Source organism: Methylomonas rhizoryzae, from assembly GCF_008632455.1.
In the GTDB taxonomy this organism is placed as follows: Bacteria; Pseudomonadota; Gammaproteobacteria; order Methylococcales; family Methylomonadaceae; genus Methylomonas; species Methylomonas rhizoryzae.
Genome location: NZ_CP043929.1, coordinates 3,245,742 through 3,264,957, shown reverse-complemented (window position 1 = coordinate 3,264,957; position 19,216 = coordinate 3,245,742). Strand labels below are relative to the sequence as shown.

At 55.6% G+C, this 19,216-nt stretch carries 15 protein-coding genes; 8 read left to right on the top strand and 7 right to left on the bottom strand.

The features are described from left to right. From F1E05_RS14580 to F1E05_RS14570, 3 genes are all read right to left on the bottom strand, one after another. On the bottom strand, window positions 1–1,077 hold the full coding sequence (locus F1E05_RS14580; protein ID WP_150049692.1) for a metallophosphoesterase: 1,077 nt from the start codon (window positions 1,075–1,077) through the stop codon (window positions 1–3). Then, window positions 1,070–2,272: a cytochrome-c peroxidase gene (locus tag F1E05_RS14575; RefSeq protein WP_150049690.1), complete on the bottom strand. Its 1,203-nt coding sequence runs from the start codon at window positions 2,270–2,272 to the stop codon at window positions 1,070–1,072. Before F1E05_RS14575 ends, F1E05_RS14580 begins: the two co-directional genes overlap by 8 nt. Before the next feature lie 430 nt (window positions 2,273–2,702). Further along, window positions 2,703–3,146 carry a winged helix-turn-helix transcriptional regulator gene (locus F1E05_RS14570; protein WP_150049688.1) on the bottom strand — a complete coding sequence of 148 codons (444 nt, stop codon included), beginning with the start codon at window positions 3,144–3,146 and terminating at the stop codon, window positions 2,703–2,705. A 103-nt stretch (window positions 3,147–3,249) separates the two neighbouring features. Here F1E05_RS14570 and F1E05_RS14565 point away from each other — a divergent pair, with 103 nt between their 5' ends. From F1E05_RS14565 to F1E05_RS14530, 8 genes are all read left to right on the top strand, one after another. Continuing rightward, the gene (locus F1E05_RS14565; RefSeq protein ID WP_150049686.1) at window positions 3,250–4,065 is read left to right on the top strand and encodes an oxidoreductase; all 816 of its coding nucleotides are present in this window, start codon (window positions 3,250–3,252) and stop codon (window positions 4,063–4,065) included. Between the two features lie 158 nt (window positions 4,066–4,223). Continuing rightward, a complete protein-coding gene (locus tag F1E05_RS14560; protein ID WP_232056665.1) occupies window positions 4,224–4,607 on the top strand; it encodes a PaaI family thioesterase in 384 nt (127 codons plus the stop codon). A 29-nt stretch (window positions 4,608–4,636) separates the two neighbouring features. Then, the gene (locus F1E05_RS14555; protein WP_150052010.1) at window positions 4,637–5,209 is read left to right on the top strand and encodes a TetR/AcrR family transcriptional regulator; all 573 of its coding nucleotides are present in this window, start codon (window positions 4,637–4,639) and stop codon (window positions 5,207–5,209) included. A 44-nt stretch (window positions 5,210–5,253) separates the two neighbouring features. Next, window positions 5,254–6,417: an efflux RND transporter periplasmic adaptor subunit gene (locus F1E05_RS14550; protein WP_232056664.1), complete on the top strand. Its 1,164-nt coding sequence runs from the start codon at window positions 5,254–5,256 to the stop codon at window positions 6,415–6,417. After that, window positions 6,414–9,527 (top strand): efflux RND transporter permease subunit, encoded by a 3,114-nt coding sequence (locus F1E05_RS14545; RefSeq protein WP_150049682.1) that lies wholly within the window; start codon window positions 6,414–6,416, stop codon window positions 9,525–9,527. The genes F1E05_RS14550 and F1E05_RS14545 overlap by 4 nt, the downstream gene beginning before the upstream one ends. Window positions 9,528–9,646: 119 nt before the next feature. Beyond that, window positions 9,647–11,119, top strand: coding sequence for an efflux transporter outer membrane subunit (locus tag F1E05_RS14540; protein ID WP_150049680.1), 1,473 nt, complete (start codon window positions 9,647–9,649; stop codon window positions 11,117–11,119). Window positions 11,120–11,541: 422 nt separating this feature from the next. Then, window positions 11,542–11,820, top strand: a complete 279-nt coding sequence (locus F1E05_RS14535; protein WP_150049678.1) for a hypothetical protein — start codon at window positions 11,542–11,544, stop codon at window positions 11,818–11,820. A 208-nt stretch (window positions 11,821–12,028) separates the two neighbouring features. After that, a complete protein-coding gene (locus tag F1E05_RS14530) occupies window positions 12,029–12,928 on the top strand; it encodes a LysR substrate-binding domain-containing protein (protein WP_150049676.1) in 900 nt (299 codons plus the stop codon). Between the two features lie 120 nt (window positions 12,929–13,048). Here F1E05_RS14530 and F1E05_RS14525 read toward each other — a convergent pair whose 3' ends face one another. From F1E05_RS14525 to F1E05_RS14510, 4 genes are read right to left on the bottom strand one after another with little or no spacing between them, the layout of a single operon-like run. Then, window positions 13,049–15,154: a GGDEF/EAL domain-containing response regulator gene (locus tag F1E05_RS14525; protein ID WP_232056663.1), complete on the bottom strand. Its 2,106-nt coding sequence runs from the start codon at window positions 15,152–15,154 to the stop codon at window positions 13,049–13,051. Further along, window positions 15,151–18,132, bottom strand: a complete 2,982-nt coding sequence (locus tag F1E05_RS14520; protein ID WP_150049674.1) for a PAS domain-containing hybrid sensor histidine kinase/response regulator — start codon at window positions 18,130–18,132, stop codon at window positions 15,151–15,153. Before F1E05_RS14520 ends, F1E05_RS14525 begins: the two co-directional genes overlap by 4 nt. After that, entirely contained in the window at window positions 18,132–18,755 is a 624-nt protein-coding gene (locus F1E05_RS14515; protein WP_150049672.1) for a chemotaxis protein CheC, read from the bottom strand. Before F1E05_RS14515 ends, F1E05_RS14520 begins: the two co-directional genes overlap by 1 nt. Next, on the bottom strand, window positions 18,745–19,098 hold the full coding sequence (locus F1E05_RS14510) for a response regulator transcription factor (RefSeq protein ID WP_150049670.1): 354 nt from the start codon (window positions 19,096–19,098) through the stop codon (window positions 18,745–18,747). Before F1E05_RS14510 ends, F1E05_RS14515 begins: the two co-directional genes overlap by 11 nt. Window positions 19,099–19,216 lie beyond the last annotated feature (118 nt).

Genomic DNA, 19,216 nt, shown 5'->3' with positions numbered 1-19,216 from the left:
TTAGTAATGGCGTTGCGGGTCGATGCGCGCGCTTTCGGCTTGATAGTCGCGGTCTTGCGGTTGTTTTTTCAGGGTATCGAAACGCACCACCCGGTCTCGATTGTCGTACAAGGTAAAATTCAGATCGACGTTGCCGCTGCCGACATTAATGAATTGCCAACCGGTGGCGTCGCGCTCGAAAAAGGGGTCGGCCCGGTTCATGGGGACGGTCAACTTGGGTAGGTATTGCTCGGCCTGGGCATAGCTGGCCGGATACGGCCACGGCCAGGCGGTGGCCATCACCGAGTTGAAGCTGATGTTGCCGATTTGGTTGTACTGTATCTGGTGTACGTGGCCGTATATCACCGAGACTTTTTTGAAGGGTTTGAGCAGCGCTTGGATCTGTTCGGCGTCTTCGGTCCAGAAATTCCAGCCTTTATAGATTTTTTGCAGCGGCGAGTGCGAGAACACCACGATGGGCGTGGTTTTATCAACCTTGGCCAGATCGGCTTTCAGCCAAACTCGTTGTTCGTCTCCGACCATGAACGGCGAGCCGTTGGGGTTGTCCAGACTGGCCATTTCCAGCATGCGTTGTTCGGCGCTGGGCCAGCGGTGGTAAGTCCAGTCGTCGTAGGTGCGGATGCTGTTCAATACGATGAAATGCACGCCTTTGTGCTCGAAGCTGTAATACTGCGGCCCGAACAACTGTTCCCAGTACGCGCCCAAGTCCAGGTAGTAGTCGTGTTCGCCCATCACGTATTTCACCGGCAGTTGTAGGGCCGACAACATTTCGGCGCCGTGGTCCAGTTCCGGTTTGGAACCTAGCTGTGCCAAATCGCCGCCGAACATCACGAAATCGGGCTTAGGCGTCAGCAGATTGACCTCGGCTACCGCCCGCTTCAGGCCCATGTCCCAATTGCGCACGAAGCGGTTGCCTTTGATGTGCTGAATATGGGCGTCGGAAATGTAAGCGAAGCTGAAGTTTTGCGCCGGTTCGGCGAAGGCCAATTCCACCAGGCCGATAGGCAAGGTGCTGCCCAGCGCCAGTGCCCCGCCGGTTTTCAGAAAGTTGCGTCGGCTGCGGTCGATATTACTCATGGTTGTCTCCCGGTTGAACGGTGGCGGGTTCTAGCTTGGCGTATTGCGCGCTGGTCAGGCTTTCCAAGAAGGCCACCAGATCGTCGATTTGTGCGTCGCTCAGATTCAACGGCCGTATGCCGCCGCTTAAGTGGGCATTCGGAATGGCACCGGCCGGGGTGACGCCGCCGTTGTTGTAATGCATCACCACCTCTTTCAGGGTTTTCAAACTGCCGTCGTGCATGTACGGTGCGGTCAGGGCGATGTTGCGCAGGGTGGGCGTTTTGAAGGCGCCGATCTCGCTGATGTGGTCGGTGACCGCGAATCGGCCCAGCTCCGAAGATTTTTTGTCGGTTAACACCATTTGGTCGACGTCGCCGCCTTGGGCTTTGGCGGCTAGAAATGCCGAAGCCAAGCGCGGTACGTCTTGTTGCACCGCATTGATGCCGACCCCGATATTGTGAAAGCGGCTGTCGGTGAAGAGGGCTTGGTCTTGTTCGATCAGGTGGCAGGAAACGCAACGGCCCTCGGATAAGAATACGTTGAAGCCGCGTTGTTGCGATTCGGTTAATGCCGTCCGCTCACCTTTGAAGTAGTACAGGTCGAACGGCGAATCGCCGGCCACGATGCTGCGTTCGAAGCTGGCGATGGCTTTGGCGACGTGTTCCATGTTCAAGTTGTCCCCGGCGACTTGAAACACCGCGTTAAACGCGGTTCGATAGTCCGGGTCGTTACGCACGATGTGTAAAATCGTCTCGTGGTTGGGCAGGCCGCCTTCCACCGGGTTGACGAAAGGTTGCTTGGATTGGCTTTCCAGATTCGGCTCGCGGCCGTCCCAGAATTGCGATTGGTAAAACGCCGCGTTGATGACGGTCGGGGCATTGCGGGTACCGGTCAAGCCGTGGTGGCCGACAGAGACCGGCAGATTGTCGGTGAAGGCCTTACCGTCGTCGTGACAATTGGAACAGGCGACCGTGCCGTCGATGGAAAAGCGTTTGTCGTGAAATAGCTTGTCGCCTAGGGCAATTTTGGCCGGCGTTTGCGGGTTGTCGGCCGGTATCGGCACGTGCGGCAGGCCGAGTAACGGGTTGCCGGAGCCGGCGGCGGCCGTAACGGCTTTTGCAGCTGGCGCTCTGGTCGTAACGGATTGCGGTGTTTGGCTGCAGGCCCCGATGGCGGCGGCAACCACTATCGGTAAGGGCGAGAGTTTGTGCATGGCGGTGTCCTCCTGGCGATGATGGCAGAGCGGGGCGGGCCGAGTGTGTAGTAGTTGATCCGTGATGCCTTAAGCTGCATCACTCCCGTCCCGTCTGTCGGCTAGTTTAGTTGTCCGCTACAGGTATGGAAATTTGATTGTCTGTATCGGTGCGATAGATAAAGTCTATCCAGTAGCGGAAATCCGGTTGAAGCCGGTTGGAGGAGAAAAATTGCTTGAGGCGAGTGAATGTGCGGGTCATTAACCCAAAGCATAATTTGTCCCGCTATCTCTCTGTAACTTTTGACATTACCGGATTGCTGCCGAAATATTGGCTTTAAATTCGATTGCAATATTTTCAATAACTTATCGAGTACAAACTGGATTATCTCGGTTGTAAAACTCATGCCGAGTTCACCAATTTATGTGGGTTGAGCCGGAAGGGCTATCATCAGACGTCATTCGGCAACACAAAGCGTAGCGGGCGAGTCCCAATCTTTGCCCCCGTTACCTCGTCGATAGCGACCGGTTTAATATCCTCTCCCGTTTCAACGTCCTGGATGCGCACCAACGGACCTTCGCCGCGATACCGGTGTCCCCAGGCGCCTATCATCACCAGCACCGGCAGAAAATCGCGGCCGGCGGCCGTCAACAGATACTCTTCTCGCGGCGGACGCTCCGAATAAAGCCGCTTTTCCAGCATACCTTCCTCCGTCAATGTAGCCAAGCGCCGCGTCAATATCGTCGGCGCGATGCCCAGGCTTTTTCGAAATTGATCGAAGCGGGTCAGGCCAATATGGGCGTCCCGCATTATCAACAGACTCCAGGCGTCGCCGAGAAAAGCCAGACAGCGAGCGATCGGACAAGGGTCGGCGCAATTATTTTTATCGTTCATACGTTTTTAGTAGTGACTTGGTTTCAAATTGATAGTAACATTAGTTTCGAAATGATAGTAACACTTAGTCGACAGACTATCCACCCTCACAAGGAGATTCGATATGAGCAATAAAGACCACGCTGTAGCCCTGATCACCGGCGCATCCTCTGGCATTGGGTTGGTAACGGCCAAGGCCCTGCAACAAGCCGGTTACCGAGTGTTCGGAACCAGCCGCAAGGTGCTTGCAGACATTGACGGTATCACGATGCTGGCCTGCGACGTGACCGACGAAGGGTCGGTAAAGACCACGGTAGCCGAGGTAGTGCAACAGGCCGGCCGCATAGATCTTCTGGTCAACAATGCCGGCGTCGGCTTGCTGGGCGGGGCGGAAGAGTCGTCCACCGCGCAGGCTCAGGCCTTGTTCGATGTCAACCTGTTCGGCATCACCCGCGTGACCAATGCCGTGTTGCCGACCATGCGCAACCAAGGAAAAGGTAGGATCGTCAATATTAGTTCGGTAATGGGCTTGATCCCGGCGCCTTACAACGCGCTGTATGCGGCGACCAAGCATGCGGTTGAAGGTTATTCCGAATCGCTGGACCACGAACTGCGCACCTTCGGCATCCGCGTCGTACTGGTTGAACCGGCGTTTACCCGCACCGCGTTCGAAGCCAGTTTAACCAAGCCCGATCAACCGCTTGCGGTCTATGACGCGGTACGTGCCGGCATGGCAGCGCTGATGCGCAATGGGGTGAATGCGGGCGATGCCCCGGAGGTGGTGGCTGATACGGTGTTGAAAGCCGCGACTGCCGCGGTTCCCAAAAGACGGTATACCGCCGGAAAACAAGCCAGCCAAGTGCGTTTCCTGCGCCGATTCATGCCGGAAGCCTTGGTAGACAAGAGTTTGCGCAAGTTTAACCAGCTGCCGATAGCCTGAATTAAGGACGGATAGGGACATGACTCAGTTATCGAAGAATTCCATGACGACAATGTATCCCGTGATCAACCTCGTATGGGAAGGAGCGACACTAAGGTGAATCTCGTCAAGAAAACCGGCACCGGACTCAATGGGTTGCCCTGATGGCCTGTGGGCGGATGCCGGGAATTTTGGTGTCGCTGGATTTCGAGCTGGTGGAAGTTGACTTTGGCAAAGCTGTCTTTGCTGGTAAGCCCCGCGAACATGCTTATAGCCCCCTAGGTACCGTTCACGGCGGCTATGCGGCCACCTTGCTGGATTCCGCCTGCGGCTGTGCCGTTCATTCCAAACTAACCGAGCTACAAGCCTATATTACCTTGGAGCTGAAAATTTCATACCACAAGACAATAACCAAGAATACGGGCTTGCTTAGGGCGGAGGGCAACGTTCTGTCACTAGGGAAGCGAGCAGCCTTTGCCGAAGCTTGCCTTATCGACGCCGAAGGTCGGCTCTATGCCTCGGCGACATCAACATTATTGATATTCGGGCGCGAGGCTAATTGATGGCCAATTATTCGGAGCCATCAGTGACGATGCCTATTAACTCCCCAATTGCGCGCGAACGAATCTTGTTGGCGGCGAAAGTGCTCTTTTCCACTCAGGGCATTAGAGCTACCGGCATCAATAGCATCGTTAAATTGGCGGACACCACCAAGATGACTCTATACCACCATTTCTCGTCCAAGGAGGCGTTGATTGTCGATTATCTGCAAACACGCGATGTCGAATTTTGGACTTGGTTTGTCGAACAAATTGAGCAAAAAGCGCAGACCCCGAAAGACAAGCTATCGGCAAGTTTTGATGTCCATAGCGCGTGGTTGACCAGCCCTGATTTTCGGGGTTGCCCGTTGATCAAGGCGGCTGTGGAATTTCCCGAGCAAAGCCATGCGGTGCATCAAGTATCCGCTGCGTTTTACCGCAAGTTTCGAAGTTATATGACCGATTTGGCCACACAAGCCGGAGCGCGGTGTCCGGAACGGCTGGCCGGGCAACTCTGTGCTTTGTTTAAAGGCGCCACTGTATCCGAACAATTGCAGCGCCATTCCGGCGCGGCCGATGATGCCAAATTGGCCGCCGAGATACTGATAGCAAACAGCATCGAATGATTATTCCAAATATGACCGAACCTTTTACCGAAGGAGGAAGCCACATGGCGAAACCCAAAAGTCTGTTAATGACCACCCGTTCTGGCCGGCTGCAATTCCGACTCGCAAGTAAAGGCTGGCTCCTGTCAGGAGTGCTGCTGACACTAAGTATCGGCTGCAGCGACCAGAACAAAACACCGCAATCGGTTGCCCGCCCGGTAAAAGTATTTCGAATCGAAGGAAACGCCGTTTCTGGTGTTAGAAGTTTTGCCGGGGAAGTTAGGGCAAGAATCGAGACGCCGTTATCCTTCCGGGTGGCCGGCAAACTGCTGGAGCGGAAAGTTGATATTGGCGACCAGGTACGTAAAGGCCAAGTGCTGGCAATACTGGACGGCAACGATTACCGCCTCGCAGTTCAAAGCCTTAAGGCTCAGCTGGCTGCCGCGCAGGCCGACAGCAATTTCTTGCGCGGCGACTTGGCGAGATACCACGAGCTGCTAGCTCAGCAAGTCATCAGTCCGCCGGAGTTCGAACGTCATGAAACCGCTTATACCACGGCGCGGGAACGAACGGCGGCGCTGGAAGCGCAATTGGCTGAGGCGCTTAACCAATTGAACTATACAGAGCTGCATGCCGACCGCGACGGCGTGGTCACGGCGCTGGCTGTCGAGGCCGGACAAGTGCTGGCCGCTGGTCAGGCCGTAGTAACGCTGGCCCAGCTGGACGAAAAGGAAATTCATTTCGACGTACCCGAGCATCGCCTACAAGAAATCCAGCGCCAACAAACCGTTAATGTGTCGTTGTGGTCTGACGACAACCGGCGGCTCAAGGCCAAAATTCGCGAAATCGCTTCGGCCGCCGATCCGATTAGCCGCACCTATCGCATCAAGGCGACTTTGCTGGAAGGTCTGGATGCCGCGCAATTAGGCATGACGGCGACGGTTCAACTCGCGGCGAATACCGCTTCCGGCATCGCCATCCCGCTTTCCGCCGTCTATACCCCGCAAAACCAGACCGACCATCCTTTAGTTTGGTTGGTCGACGAGCAGGCGGCCACGGTCAAATCCGTGCCGGTTAAGCTGGGCGAAACGCTGGCCGGAGAACGCATTGCCGTCGAGGGAGTCGCCGCCGGCCAATTGCTGGTCAGCGCCGGCGTCCAGCGTCTGGCCGAGGGCCAGTCTGTCCGCTTGCCGGCAGAAAATGCACCGGCTAAAGAGGGATCTCTATGAAAGCCTTCAACCTCAGCGAATGGGTGCTTAACCACCGCTCCTTCACCGGCTTTATGCTCGCACTGACAGTGCTCGGCGGGATGTTCGCCTATTACAATTTGGGCCAGCAGGAAGATCCGCCGTTCACCTTCCGCATCATGGTGGTCAAGACTCTTTATCCCGGCGCCACCGCGCTGGAAGTGGAGCAGCAGTTGACCGATAGGCTGGAAAAGAAAATCCAGGAGCTGCCTGACCTGGATTACTTGCGCAGTTATTCCAAACCCGGCGAATCGGTGATTTTCGTCACGCCGCGCGAAGATACGCCGCCCAAGGAAATCCCTACGCTTTGGTATCAGGTGCGCAAGAAGGTCGACGACATCCGCATGACACTGCCGCCCGGCAGCATCGGGCCGTTTTTCAACGACGAATTCGGCGATACCTATAGCCTGATCTACGCCTTTTCCGGCGAAGGTTTCAGTTATGCCGACCTGAAATTGGCTGCCGATTCGGTTCGCCAACAGCTGTTGCGGGTCAAGGATGTCGAGAAGATCGATTTGATTGGCGTGCAGGACGAAAAGATTTTCGTCGAATTTTCCGACAAGAAACTGGCCGAATTGGGCCTGGATACTTCGGCGGTCGCCCAAGCTTTGCAAGCACAGAACGGCATGGCACCGGCCGGCACAGTATTTTCCGCGCAACGCAATCTGCCGATACGCCTGACCGGCTCCTTCGATTCGGAACATAGCGTTGCCAATATGGCGGTGCGTATCGCTAATCGAACCTTCAAGGTCGGCGACTTTGCCAAAGTGACGCGAGGCTATGTCGATCCGGCGGAATTCAAAATGCGCTTCAACGGCAAACCGGCGCTTGGTCTCGGCGTGACGATGAACAAGAAAGGCAACGTTATCGATCTGGAGCAAGCCTTGGACGAGACGCTGGCCCGCGTAACAACCGAGTTGCCGTTAGGCATGGATGTCGAGACGGTCGCCAATCAAGGCCATGTGGTTAAAAATCAGATGGCGGAATTCGGCCGTACTTTCTTCGAAGCCCTGGCCACCGTGTTGGTGGTCAGTTTCTTAAGCCTGGGCTGGCGTACCGGGTCCGTGGTGGCGCTAACCGTGCCGCTGGTGCTGGCCGCCACCTTGCTGGTCATGCTGCTGTGCGGGATCGACCTGCAACGGATTTCCTTGGGCGCATTGATTCTGGCGCTGGGCCTGCTGGTGGACGATGCGATGATTGCCGTCGAGATGATGGCCCGCAAGCTGGAAGAAGGCTGGGACCGGATGCGCGCCGCGACCTATGCTTACACGGCCACCGCTTTTCCGATGCTGACCGGCACCTTGATCACCATCGCCGGTTTCCTGCCGGTGGGTCTGGCGCAATCCTCGGCCGGCGAATATACCGTGGCGATTTTCCAGGTGGTCGGCATTTCGCTGATACTGTCTTGGATAGGCGCGGTGGTGTTCACTCCGTATTTGGGCTTTTTGATCCTCAAGGTGCATGTCAACGGCGACCAAGCGGCTCACGACTTGTTCGATACGCCGTTCTACAACCGCTTGCGCCGCTGGGTGGATGCCTGCGTGACGCATCGTAAGCAAGTCATCGTCGCCACCCTGGCTTTGTTCGGCCTCGGCGTCGTTGCGTTAGCCCATGTCCCGGAACAGTTCTTTCCGCTGTCCAACCGGCCGGAAGTCATCGTCGACCTGTGGCTGCCGGAAGGCAGTGCCTTCGAACAAACCGAAGCCGCCGCCCAACGGATGGAAGCGCTATTAGCCAAGGAGGAGGACGTGGAACATGTCGCCAGCTATATCGGCAGCGGCACACCGCGGTTTTTCATGTTGATCGTGCAGCAACTGGCGAATACCAATCTGGCCGAATTGGTGGTGATGACCAAGGATAACCAGGCGCGCGAACGGGTGATGCAGCGGGTTCAGCAAATTCTTGAGACAGATTTCCCGAATGTCCGCGGCCGGGTGAAGCGCCTCAATGTTGGGCCGCCGATGGATTATCCCTTGCTGTTCAGAGTGCTCGGCGAAAACCCCAGTATCGTGCGCGGCATTGCCGATCAGGTGGCCGACGTCGTGCGTAACCATCCCGGCACCGTGGACATCAACGACGACTGGCATGACCGCATGCCTTCGTTCCGTTTGGTCCTGGATCAGGATAAGGCCCGCGCGCTCGGCGTTTCGACGGCCAGCCTGTCGCAAGCCTTGCAGGCGCATTACGCCGGCATTCCGGTTGGGCAATTGCGCGAGCAGGATAAATTGATCGACATCGTCTGGCGGGCAAATCCTGAATTGCGCACTGCCGCCGACGAATTGCCGGACGTCGCGATCCGCACCAACAATGGCAAGTCGGTTTCGCTGTCACAGTTCGTCAAGTTCGAGACCGTGTTCGAAGACGGCGTGCGTTGGCGGCGCAACCGCTTCCCGGCCATCTCGGTGCGTGCCGATGTGGCCGACGGCAAAATGGCCCCGGACGTGGCGGCGGAAATCGTCCCGAAACTTAAATCCATACAGGACAGCTTGCCGGTCGGCTATTTCATCGAAACCGGCGGTTCCAAGGAGGACGCGGTGACCGCGCAGAAGTCGATTCTGATCTGGATTCCGCTGGTGCTGATCGTCACCCTGATCTTGTTGATGATGCAGTTGCACAATCTTTCCAGGACTTTCATGGTGTTTAGCACCGCGCCGCTGGGATTGATCGGCGCGGCCTTTGCCTTGCTGTTGTTCCGGGCGCCGTTCGGTTTTGTGGCCTTGCTCGGCATCCTGGCGCTGGCCGGCATGATCATGCGTAACTCGGTGATTCTGGTGGATCAAATCGATCAGGACGAACAGTCGGGACTCGACACTTGGTCGGCCATCGTCGAATCGACGGTACGGCGTTTCCGGCCGATCATGCTGACCGCGGCGGCGGCCATCCTGGCGATGATACCGTTATCGCGCAACGATTTCTTCGGCCCGCAGGCCATCGCCATCATGGGCGGGCTGACGGTGGCAACTGTGCTAACGGTGTTCTTCCTGCCAGCTTTGTATGCGGCGTGGTTTAGGGTGGCGCGTGGAGACGCCAAAGCTCTCTCTTCCGCTGAGGACCTAAAAGCCCCTCTCCTCGAGGGAGAGGGGTTGGGGTGAGGGGATAAAGCTTTGTTTTTATACCCTCATCCTAACCTTCTCCCAAGGGGAGAAGGAATAACCCCCGCTTTTAGGATCATCCACGCGGGTATCTCGCGATGCGACCACGGAGTTTTGCAATGAATAATAGAGTTTTAACACCGCTAACCATCCTGTCCCTGGCTAGTCTAATCGCCTGTACGCCGACCCGCGTCGGCGACCAAGTCGCGCTCAATAGCCCGGCAAGCTGGCAACACGCGGCTAATGCCAAAACCGCGCAAACCACAGAAACGGTTGACTTGAAGACTTGGTGGCAAGGTTTCAACGATCCCTTACTGAATGAATTGATAGACCAAGCCTTGGCCGCCAACCACGATCTGAAGATCGCCGCCGCTCGCGTTCGCGAAGCCAACGCGATGGTCACCGTCGCCGAAGCGGCGCTGTATCCCAGTCTGGATTTCTCACTCTCTGGCGGCCGGGAAAAGCGCATCGACCGGATAGTCGGCGTGCCGGGCGGGCAAGGCATCCAATTGATTACACCGACCGCCGATGCGGTTAGCGGCGGATTGGCGGCGCGCTGGGAAATCGACGTGTTCGGCGGCCGGCATTTGGAAGCGGAAGCTGCCGCCGCGCAAGCCGAGGGTAGCCGGGAAGGCTTGCATGCGGCGCAGGTCGGTCTGCTGGCCCAGGTAGCAACCAACTATCTGGAGCTGCGCGGGGTGCAGCAACGTACCGGCATTCTGCAAAGCAATATAGCCTTGCAGCGCGAACGGCTGAGGACTTTACAGGTATTTGTTAAAGCCGGACTCGCTAACGAGGCGGATGTGGCCCGCCAGCAAACCTTGTTGCAGGGCACTGAAGCGACACTGCCGCAACTGGTCAACGCCGGGCAAAAGCTGATTCATCGTTTGGGCGTATTGCAGGGCGAGCCGCCGGAAAGCCTGGAACAGCGGCTGACCGTCACCGGCCCGTTGCCGAAACAAGCGCCAACCATGCCCAAGCTGTTGCCGGCCGATCTATTGGCGCAACGGCCGGATTTGCGTCTCGCGCAAACCGAAGTCAGCGCCGCAGCGGCTAGCCTTGGGGCGGCGCGGGCCGATCTCTATCCGAAACTGGTGCTGTCGGCCAGTGGCGGCGTCGGCGCGCTGGCGGTCGGCGGTTTTCCGAGTCTGGGCGAGAGCGTTTATGCGCTGGGCTCCGGCCTTTCCGCGCCGATCTTCAACGCCGGACGCATCCGCGCCCATATCGCCGCCGCCGATGCGCGGCTGGATCAGGTCGCGGCCAATTTCGAGAAGACTTTTTTGCTGGCATTGGAAGACGTGGAAAACGCCTTCGTTACCCATCGTGCCGCCACGGATAGCCTGGGCCAATTGACTACAGCTGAAGCCTCGGCGGAAAAAGCCTACCGGCTGGTCGACGCCTTGTATCAACGCGGTGCGGGCGATTATCTGGCCGTTCTGGATGCCCAACGTAGCAAGCTGGTCGTCAGCGACGAACGCGCCAAAGCCGAAACGGCGGCCGGCGTGGCGATGGTGTCACTGTATCGAGCGTTCGGCGGTGGCTGGACAATTGCTTCATCGGATAGAGGTATCGATAAAGCCTCGATACGGTAATCAACGGCTGACAAGATCGCACAGCAAGCACTTGGAAAAGCGATGAAGGTCATCATTCTATCGGCATGCCTAGAATACCCGGCGTTCTTCATTCCCGTGTGGTTGTTTTCTTTCAAGTGGATAGGGTTAGTTTATCTACTGATTTATTAGACCACTACAGTAGCCACTGGCTGACGTCATCTGTTCATCTCGGTGGACATGATGGACGGTGCCGTATCCCGTGCCAAATTATGCCAAGCCGTCACGAGGGAACAAACTATTTTTGGCTAATGGGGCTTCGATTTTACTTGACTATAAAATGATAATCATTATCATTTGTAACCGGTAGTATTCTCTCGTGCTATCACCGGCGCACCTGGTCGTCCTCCGCAAATACAAGCAGTGTGCGCCGTTCTAATTTCTTAGTCATTGGCGAGGTCGATATGCAATCAGTTTCTTCACTCAAATTAGCGGAATCGGAAATTTCCCAGTTACACGCCGCAACCTGTTTGATGATGACGCGTTTCATCAGCGGCAATCATTGTCCTAAACTGGCCCATGTCATAGTGCACCAACTGCAGCAGTTGCTGGCGCATCCCGTGACCCAACAATTGCCCGATAGCCTGACCATGTACAACCAGCTGTTGCAGCATTGGCAGCACGTTTCCAGTGCCTTGGCCGACAAAGAAGCCGAGCGCAAAGCGTTTCTGCGCTATCACTGAGAATTGATAACGACGCGGTTTGGCGATAGTCTCAAGCCGAAAGGTTTAAAGCGGAAAACGCCTTTGCGGCGGCGACTAAGTTTTGCCGCTTGACGGCTTTGGCCGGCTGGGCATAGCCTGTACATTGATGATCCTGAGAATCGGCTAACGAGTTTTCTAGGATAACTGTCCGTTAATATTGGATGCGGGTTTAACCCTTTGTACTGCTATGAACCTTAGAGACCTTCGTTATTTAATCGCCGTGGCCGATTTGCGCAGTTTTGTCCAAGCTGCGGAGCGCTGTTACATTAGCCAGCCGACTCTAAGCACCCAAATCAAAAAAATGGAAGACGATTTAGGCGTGCAAATATTTGAGCGCAGCAATAAAAAAGTCTTGCTGACCGAGGCGGGGAGCCTGATTGTGGAATCGGCGCGACGGATTCTGCGCGAAGTCGATCACATCAAAGAGCTGGCCGAAAACGTGCAAGACCCTTACGCCGGCAATTTACGCATCGGCGCTTTTCCCACCTTGTCCACATACGTGTTTCCGGGCTTGGTCCCGTTGATCCGCGAGACTTTGCCGCGTATACGGTTGATATTGGTGGAGGAAAAAACCGAGGCCTTGATGCATAAGCTAAAAAACGGCGACATCGATATGGCCTTGCTGGCGCTGCCGATCGCCGATGACTTTTTGCAGCACGAAGAATTATTCGAAGACGAATTCTTGTTGGCGGTCGCTACCGATCACGAATTGGCAAAAGCGAGCCAAGTACAGCTATCCGACCTGGCCGGTCAAAAACACATGTTGTTGCTGGAAGAAGGCCATTGCTTGCGCGGACACGCGTTGAAAATTTGTCGGTTGCACGGGGTGGAGGAATACCAGGACGTGCGGGCGACCGGATTGGAGACTTTGCGGCAAATGGTGAGGGCCGGCAGCGGCATTACCTTCATGCCGAGGATTGCCGTGCGCCAACAGGAACAGGGGATACGTTACATTCCGTTTCGGCCGCCGGTACCTAGCCGCAGCATAGGCTTGGTGTGGCGTAAAACCAGCCACCGCGGGCAATTGATCGCGGTGGTGGCCGATCTGATAAAGAAGGTGCAAGCCGATTGTCGCGCTGCGGCTTAAGGCGATTTCCGGTCCAAAATAGTCCGGGCTGACGGGGCTTTGGCTCCTTGTAAATCTGAACAAAAATACGCCGCCAATCGGTTAGGTTGATTTTGGGTACCCGCCTAAGCGGCCGGGAGTCTACAGGTCGTGCTGCGACTGTGCGCGCAACAGGGCTTCGAATTCGGCCTTCGGCATGGGTTTGCCGAAGAAATAGCCTTGCGCCTCATCGCAACCGTGTTCGATTAGAAATGCCAGGTGTTGTTCGGTTTCCACCCCTTCGGCAATCACCTCAAAGCCCAGATTGTGAGCTAAAGCGATGGTGGCGGCGGCAATGGCCCCGTTGTTTTTATCGGTAAAATCGCTACCGATGTCGCGGACGAAAGCTGCGTCGATTTTCAAACGATCCAAGGGTAGATTCTTTAATTGACCCAACGAAGAATAACCCTGTCCGAAATCGTCCAATGCCACCAAAATGCCGCTATTGCGAAACGATTGCAGTAAGACTCCGGCTTCACCGGGTGAGGTGACCACGGCGGTTTCGGTAATTTCCAGTTCCAACTCCAAACAGTCCAGCGGTAGATTGGTTGTCGCTTGGATGCGTCTGATCGTATCGTACAAGCCTTTGTTTTGAAATTGTTTGGCGGATACGTTGACGCTGATGCGCCTGATCGGCAAGCCGGTTTGTGCCCATTCGACCGCTTGGCGGCAGGCTTGCTCCAGAACCCATTCGCCGATTTTGTGGATTTGATTGGTTTCTTCCGCCAGCGGAATGAACACGGCGGGAGAAATAAAGCCGCGTTCCGGATGGCGCCAGCGCAGCAATACTTCCGCGCCGATGATTTTTTGCTCGGGCAAGGTGACTTGCGGTTGGTAATAAAGCTCCAATTCCCGATTTTCCAAGGCTTCGTGCAAATGATTTTCCAATTCCACTTTTTCGTAGACTTTTTGAATCATGGGGCTGGCGAAGAAGCGAAATAAATTGCCGCCTTCCGATTTGGCGAAATACATCGCCGTGTCGGCGTTTTTCATCAGCCCTTCCATGTGTTCGGCGTTGTCCGGGTAAATGGCGATGCCGATACTGGTCGCGGTCCGCAAGGTATGCGGTTCCAGGTTGAACGGAGTGCTGAGCTGCTGGCAAATCTTTTCGGCCACCGCCGCGGCAACATTGCGTACCTTGGCGCCGCGCACCACCACGACGAATTCGTCGCCGCCCAGACGCGCGACCAAGTCGTATTCGCGCATACAGGATTTGAGCCGACTGGCGACTTGAATCAACAGTTGGTCGCCGACCGTGTGTCCCAAGGTATCGTTGATGTTTTTGAATCGATCCAGGTCCAGCAGCATCACCGCCAACTGCTCGGCGTTGCGTTTGGCGATCAGCATCGATTGTTCCAAATACATTTGCAGGTGCAAGCGGTTGGGCAGTCCGGTCAAGGGGTCGTGGTGAGCCAGATGCTCGAAGCGGGCGTGGGCTTCTTTTAAATGGGTGATGTCGACGAAGTTGGCCAAGTGAAATTCGATGGTGCCGGTGCTGTCGCGCACCACGGAGATGGTCATCATCTTGGGATAAACCTCGCCGTTTTTGCGCCTGTCCCATAGCTCTCCTTGCCAAAATCCGTGTTGCCGGATAGCGCTCCACATTTTTTTGTACTGTTCCTGCGAGGTGTGGCCGGATGATAAAAACTTGGGGTCAGAACCTAATACTTCAGCTTTGGAATAGCCGGTGAGGGTAGTGAAGGCCGAATTGACGTCGACGATCCGGTTTTCCCGATTGGTGATCATGATGGCCTCGCCGCTGTATTCGAAGACATGCGCGGCCAAGCGTAATTGAACCCGGTCGGCGTGGCGTTGAATCTGGTTATGGACTCTTACCGACAATACGTTGGGCGACACGGGTTTGACCAGATAATCTTCGGCGCCGAAATGCAAGCCGGCCAGTTCGTTTTGTTCGGAGGTATCCGCACTGAGCAAAATGACCGGAATGTCGCGGGTGGCGGGTTCCTCGCGCATGCGGCGCAATACCTCTATGCCGCTCATACCGGGCATTTTGACGTCCAACACCACCAGTTTTGGCTGATCGTTCAGGTTGCGGGTAAGCTCCAACGCGGTGACGCCATTCGTCGCGGTTTTCAGCCGAAAGTCGGCTTTTAACGCGGCAACCAACACGTGCAAATTAGCCGGCAGGTCGTCTACCAGCAAAACCAGGGGTTTGCCGGTTTGCGTTTCCAGCATGCCGTTGCTCATGGTAGGTTTTCCGGATACGGTTTGAGGGCGGCCATGGTCCGTAGCGCTTCAGGGTAGTCGAAATTGTCGATGTGATAGAGTAGGCGCTGCACGGCCGTCGCGTAGGCTTTATCGCTATCGGCCATATCCAGCAAGGCTTGCAGCAGTTGGTCGGGAATGACTTCGTGCGTTTTCAAGTAAGTTTCTATCGAGGCCATGATTTCATCGGTCTCGACAGTGGGCTCGGCTGGTATAGGTAAGGTGGGGCTTGTCGAATCGGTGGCGATGAAGGCCTGCATTTGCCGCATGGTTTCCTGCAAAACGCTTTGAAAATGCGTGAGGTCGAGATGGTCGGCTCCGCGCCGTAGCGTTTCCAACATCCGGCCGGATTGTTCCGCGAGCGCTACGGCGCCTAAATTGGCGGCGACGCCTTTTAAGGCATGCAGTAGATCCGCCGCGGCGGCGCTGAGATTTTTACTTAACAACTCGGCGAGTTGGTCGTCGATTGCGTGATAACGTTCGATGAAACCCTGCATCAGTCGGCCGCGTAAAAATGTGTCTCCGTCCAGGCGTTTGAGGCTTTGCGCAACGTCCAAAATCGTCCGGTCGACCTTAGGGACGGCGGTGGGCAAACTGCGGGCAGGCGCTGTTTGCGTATAAGCGTTGAGTACTCGAACCAGTTCGGCCGGATTGACGGGTTTGGGGATGAAGTCGTTCATGCCGGCTGCTAAACACTGCTGCCTGTCTTCCGCTAAAACCGCCGCGGTCATCGCGACTATGGGTAAGTTGCGGCCCTGGGGTAATTCCCGGATCAGTTGGGTGGCCTCCAAGCCGCCCATGACCGGCATATGTATATCCATCAATACCAGATCGAACGCGTGTCCCTGTTTGACGATGGCGAGCGCTTCGGCGCCGTCGCAAGCGATGGTCACATCAATGCCGCGCTTTTGTAAAAAGCTTGCGGCTAATTCTTGGTTGATGTCGTGGTCTTCCACCAATAGCACCTGCAAGCCCGCGAAATGTTGCGTCCCCTCGTCTTGGCTGGCGGTCGGTTGCGTAGTGTGTGCGTCCAGCAAGGCGTCGAACAGCATCGACGGCATAACCGGCTTGGTCAAAACGGCATCTACATGGGGCATTAACGGATTTTGCAGCATGCCGTGTTTGTCGTATGCGGTGATGATGACGACGCGCAGCTTGGAGGGCGGGCCGGTCTCGCTGCCTATGGCTTTAAGCCGAGCGGCGGTGTCCAAACCGTTTAAGCCGGGCATGCGCCAATCCAGTAACGCGGCGTAAAACGGTTTGCCTTGACGATTAGCGTCCCGGATTAAGGAAATGGCCTCCAAGCCCGAGCCGGCCAGCACGGTTTCCAAGCCCCAGTCGCTCAATAAGCGCGACAATATTCGCCGCGAAGACGCTAAGTCGTCCGCGATCAGCACGCGCTTGCCTTTCAGTTTGTGCAAGTCTTTCGGGTAGTGGTTGGGACATTGCGAGGTTTCCGGCGCGATGCCGGCTGTGATGCAAAACGTGACCGAAGTGCCTTGCCCTATGCGACTGTCCAGTTCGATTTTGCCGTCCATCAATTCCACCAGTTTTTTCGCAATCGCCAAGCCCAAACCGCTTCCGCCGTATTTACGGGTGATGGAACTGTCGGCTTGCACGAACGGGGTGAATAAATGTCGGCATTGCTCGCTCGTTAAGCCTATGCCGGTGTCGCGGACCGAGAATCTCAACACGACGGCATCGTCGCTGAGACGTTCGGGTTGCACCGCTATGTCGATTTCGCCGCGTTCGGTAAATTTAACGGCATTGCCGACTAGATTGCTCAAAATCTGGTTAAGGCGTAAAGGGTCGGTCAGCACGCACAGCGGCGTGGCCGGATCGATGTCGACGAAGATTTCCAGACCTTTTTCCGCTATTTGCGCGCCGAACAAGTCGGATACTTCCAACAACGCGGTTTCCAGCTGCACCGGGACTCGTTCCAGGACAAGGTTGGATGATTCGAAGCGGGAAAAATCCAGCACGTCGTTGATGATGCGCAGCAAGGCCTGACCGGACTTTTTCACCTTGAGCAGTTGCTCGCGTTGCTCTTGGCTCAACTCGGTTTCCATGACCCGGCGGGTCAAGCCGAGAATGGCATTCATGGGCGTGCGGATCTCGTGGCTCATGTTCGCCAAGAATTGCGATTTGGCGATTGCGGCGGCGTGGGCGGCGTCCTCGGCTCGCTTGCGTTCGGTGATGTCGGTACTGACCATGAAATACCGGCTGGGTGCGCCGCTAGCGCTGGTGTCTGGGACTATGGTGGTGGAAACCCAATAGCGATCCCCCATTTTATTGCGGCAGCAGACGTCGCCTTTCCAAACCTGGCCGCTTTGGATGGTTTGGCGCATGCTGTCGAAAAACTCGGCCGGATGTGCGTCGGAATGTAAAAGCTCCGGAGTTTGGCCCAGCAATTCCTCTCGGCTATAGCCGCTGCTGGCGCAAAACAAGTCGTTCACGTAGCTGAACTTACCGACGGCATCGGTAACCCCTACGATGGCGTGTAAATCGAGTACATGTTTTTGGTAAGTCAGTTCGGCGACGTTGTCCAGCAATTGCCGGTCGCGTTTGACTGCAGAAGTGATGTCGTTGATCTGAATCAAACAGCGCCGCTTGGCCTTGTCGTCGCCTATCGGCTTGATTTTGATCTGCTGATCGATGGGATGACCCGCCGAGGTAAACAAGGGGAGTGCGTTCGGATTCAAACTATGCGAAATCACGGACGACATGCCGTGACTGAGGGCTACTTTAATCGCGCGCTGCAGGCTGCCGCCTTCCAAGTCCGGAAAAACCTCCGGCAGCAATTTACCCAGTACCAGATCAGGTTTCAGGCCGCTGAATTTCGCTACCCAAGGATTCCATGCCACGATGCGTTGTTGAGCGTCGGTGACGATCAGTCCCAATTGGCAGTGATCGAAAATGGCTTGGTAAATATCAGAATCCGTACTGACGTTGCTTTGCATTACATGTCCAAAAAGGTTTTTACGCTGTTTCTAAACGCGAGCATGGAGTCCATGTCCATTAGGAACGATACATAGCCTTCCACCTGTTTTCTATCCAGGGAAAATTCCATGTTCAATAGCAAAACGCAGGCTTCCACTTTATCCAGCAATTTATCCTGGGTCAGGATGCTGCCGATCGAGCCTTTAACGAATTCCGGAATGCCGCCGGAAATTTGCTGCTGAAACATGTCGGCGATGCTGCACAAACAACCGTTCAAAATCACGTTGCCGATTTCGGTCATGGCTTCCTGTTCCATTTCCGTCAACTCTTCGAAGGACAAATCCTGTTGCAGTACCGCGCGTACCAGTTCCAGGCTTTTGTCTTCCGGAAACAGCAGCAGCACGTCACCGCCCATCAGGCCCTCGAAATGCTGACTGACTCCGCTGACTTCTTTATGGGTTTTGCTTTGTAGATGTGTCAGTGCATCGGGCCTGCTGACGAACATGACTTGGGGTACGCTTAATCTGACTTCTTCGTTGACCATCTCGCTAAGCACCGCGGCGGCATAGCCCATGCCGACGTTTAGCACTTCCGCGACGGCATCCAAAAAATCTGCGTGCGACGCTTCGGCGTTATCCCACATAATTTCTGATCTTTTCTTCGGTGATGGGTTTGGGGATGAAGTCGATTTGTAATTTGACGGCCAAATTCTTAACCGCCTCTTGCACGTTGGCGGTTAAAAATGCGATTTTGGCTTGCGGCTGTAAAGGCCGGAGGATTTCGGCCGCTTTGCCGCCTTCCAGTACCGGCATGTTGTAGTCCAACAATATGATCTGGTAGTTGTTTTTTTCGGCCAACTCTATCGCGATCCGGCCATTTTCCGCCTCGGTGAGCAGCCAATCCGGATGCGCGTCCAAAATGATTTTACGCACCATCATGCGAGACATTTTGCTGTCGTCGACGATCAAACAATGGGTTTCTGCCATAGCTAAGTTCCTCGGTTTCGATCATTCAGGGTGGGATGGGAGGGGTATATGGACATAGTTAGCGATACAGTGAAAGTCATGCCGATAGAGACACGTTGTCGTGAACATAAAGAGCCTT

What these genes read in the sequence shown, in the direction of transcription:
- F1E05_RS14580 (WP_150049692.1), bottom strand. Translation starts at nt 1,077, where the DNA reads ATGAGTAATATCGACCGCAGCCGACGCAACTTTCTGAAAACCGGCGGG.
- F1E05_RS14575 (WP_150049690.1), bottom strand. Translation starts at nt 2,272, where the DNA reads ATGCACAAACTCTCGCCCTTACCGATAGTGGTTGCCGCCGCCATCGGG.
- F1E05_RS14570 (WP_150049688.1), bottom strand. Translation starts at nt 3,146, where the DNA reads ATGAACGATAAAAATAATTGCGCCGACCCTTGTCCGATCGCTCGCTGT.
- F1E05_RS14565 (WP_150049686.1), top strand. Translation starts at nt 3,250, where the DNA reads ATGAGCAATAAAGACCACGCTGTAGCCCTGATCACCGGCGCATCCTCT.
- F1E05_RS14560 (WP_232056665.1), top strand. Translation starts at nt 4,224, where the DNA reads ATGCCGGGAATTTTGGTGTCGCTGGATTTCGAGCTGGTGGAAGTTGAC.
- F1E05_RS14555 (WP_150052010.1), top strand. Translation starts at nt 4,637, where the DNA reads ATGCCTATTAACTCCCCAATTGCGCGCGAACGAATCTTGTTGGCGGCG.
- F1E05_RS14550 (WP_232056664.1), top strand. Translation starts at nt 5,254, where the DNA reads ATGGCGAAACCCAAAAGTCTGTTAATGACCACCCGTTCTGGCCGGCTG.
- F1E05_RS14545 (WP_150049682.1), top strand. Translation starts at nt 6,414, where the DNA reads ATGAAAGCCTTCAACCTCAGCGAATGGGTGCTTAACCACCGCTCCTTC.
- F1E05_RS14540 (WP_150049680.1), top strand. Translation starts at nt 9,647, where the DNA reads ATGAATAATAGAGTTTTAACACCGCTAACCATCCTGTCCCTGGCTAGT.
- F1E05_RS14535 (WP_150049678.1), top strand. Translation starts at nt 11,542, where the DNA reads ATGCAATCAGTTTCTTCACTCAAATTAGCGGAATCGGAAATTTCCCAG.
- F1E05_RS14530 (WP_150049676.1), top strand. Translation starts at nt 12,029, where the DNA reads ATGAACCTTAGAGACCTTCGTTATTTAATCGCCGTGGCCGATTTGCGC.
- F1E05_RS14525 (WP_232056663.1), bottom strand. Translation starts at nt 15,154, where the DNA reads ATGAGCAACGGCATGCTGGAAACGCAAACCGGCAAACCCCTGGTTTTG.
- F1E05_RS14520 (WP_150049674.1), bottom strand. Translation starts at nt 18,132, where the DNA reads ATGCAAAGCAACGTCAGTACGGATTCTGATATTTACCAAGCCATTTTC.
- F1E05_RS14515 (WP_150049672.1), bottom strand. Translation starts at nt 18,755, where the DNA reads ATGTGGGATAACGCCGAAGCGTCGCACGCAGATTTTTTGGATGCCGTC.
- F1E05_RS14510 (WP_150049670.1), bottom strand. Translation starts at nt 19,098, where the DNA reads ATGGCAGAAACCCATTGTTTGATCGTCGACGACAGCAAAATGTCTCGC.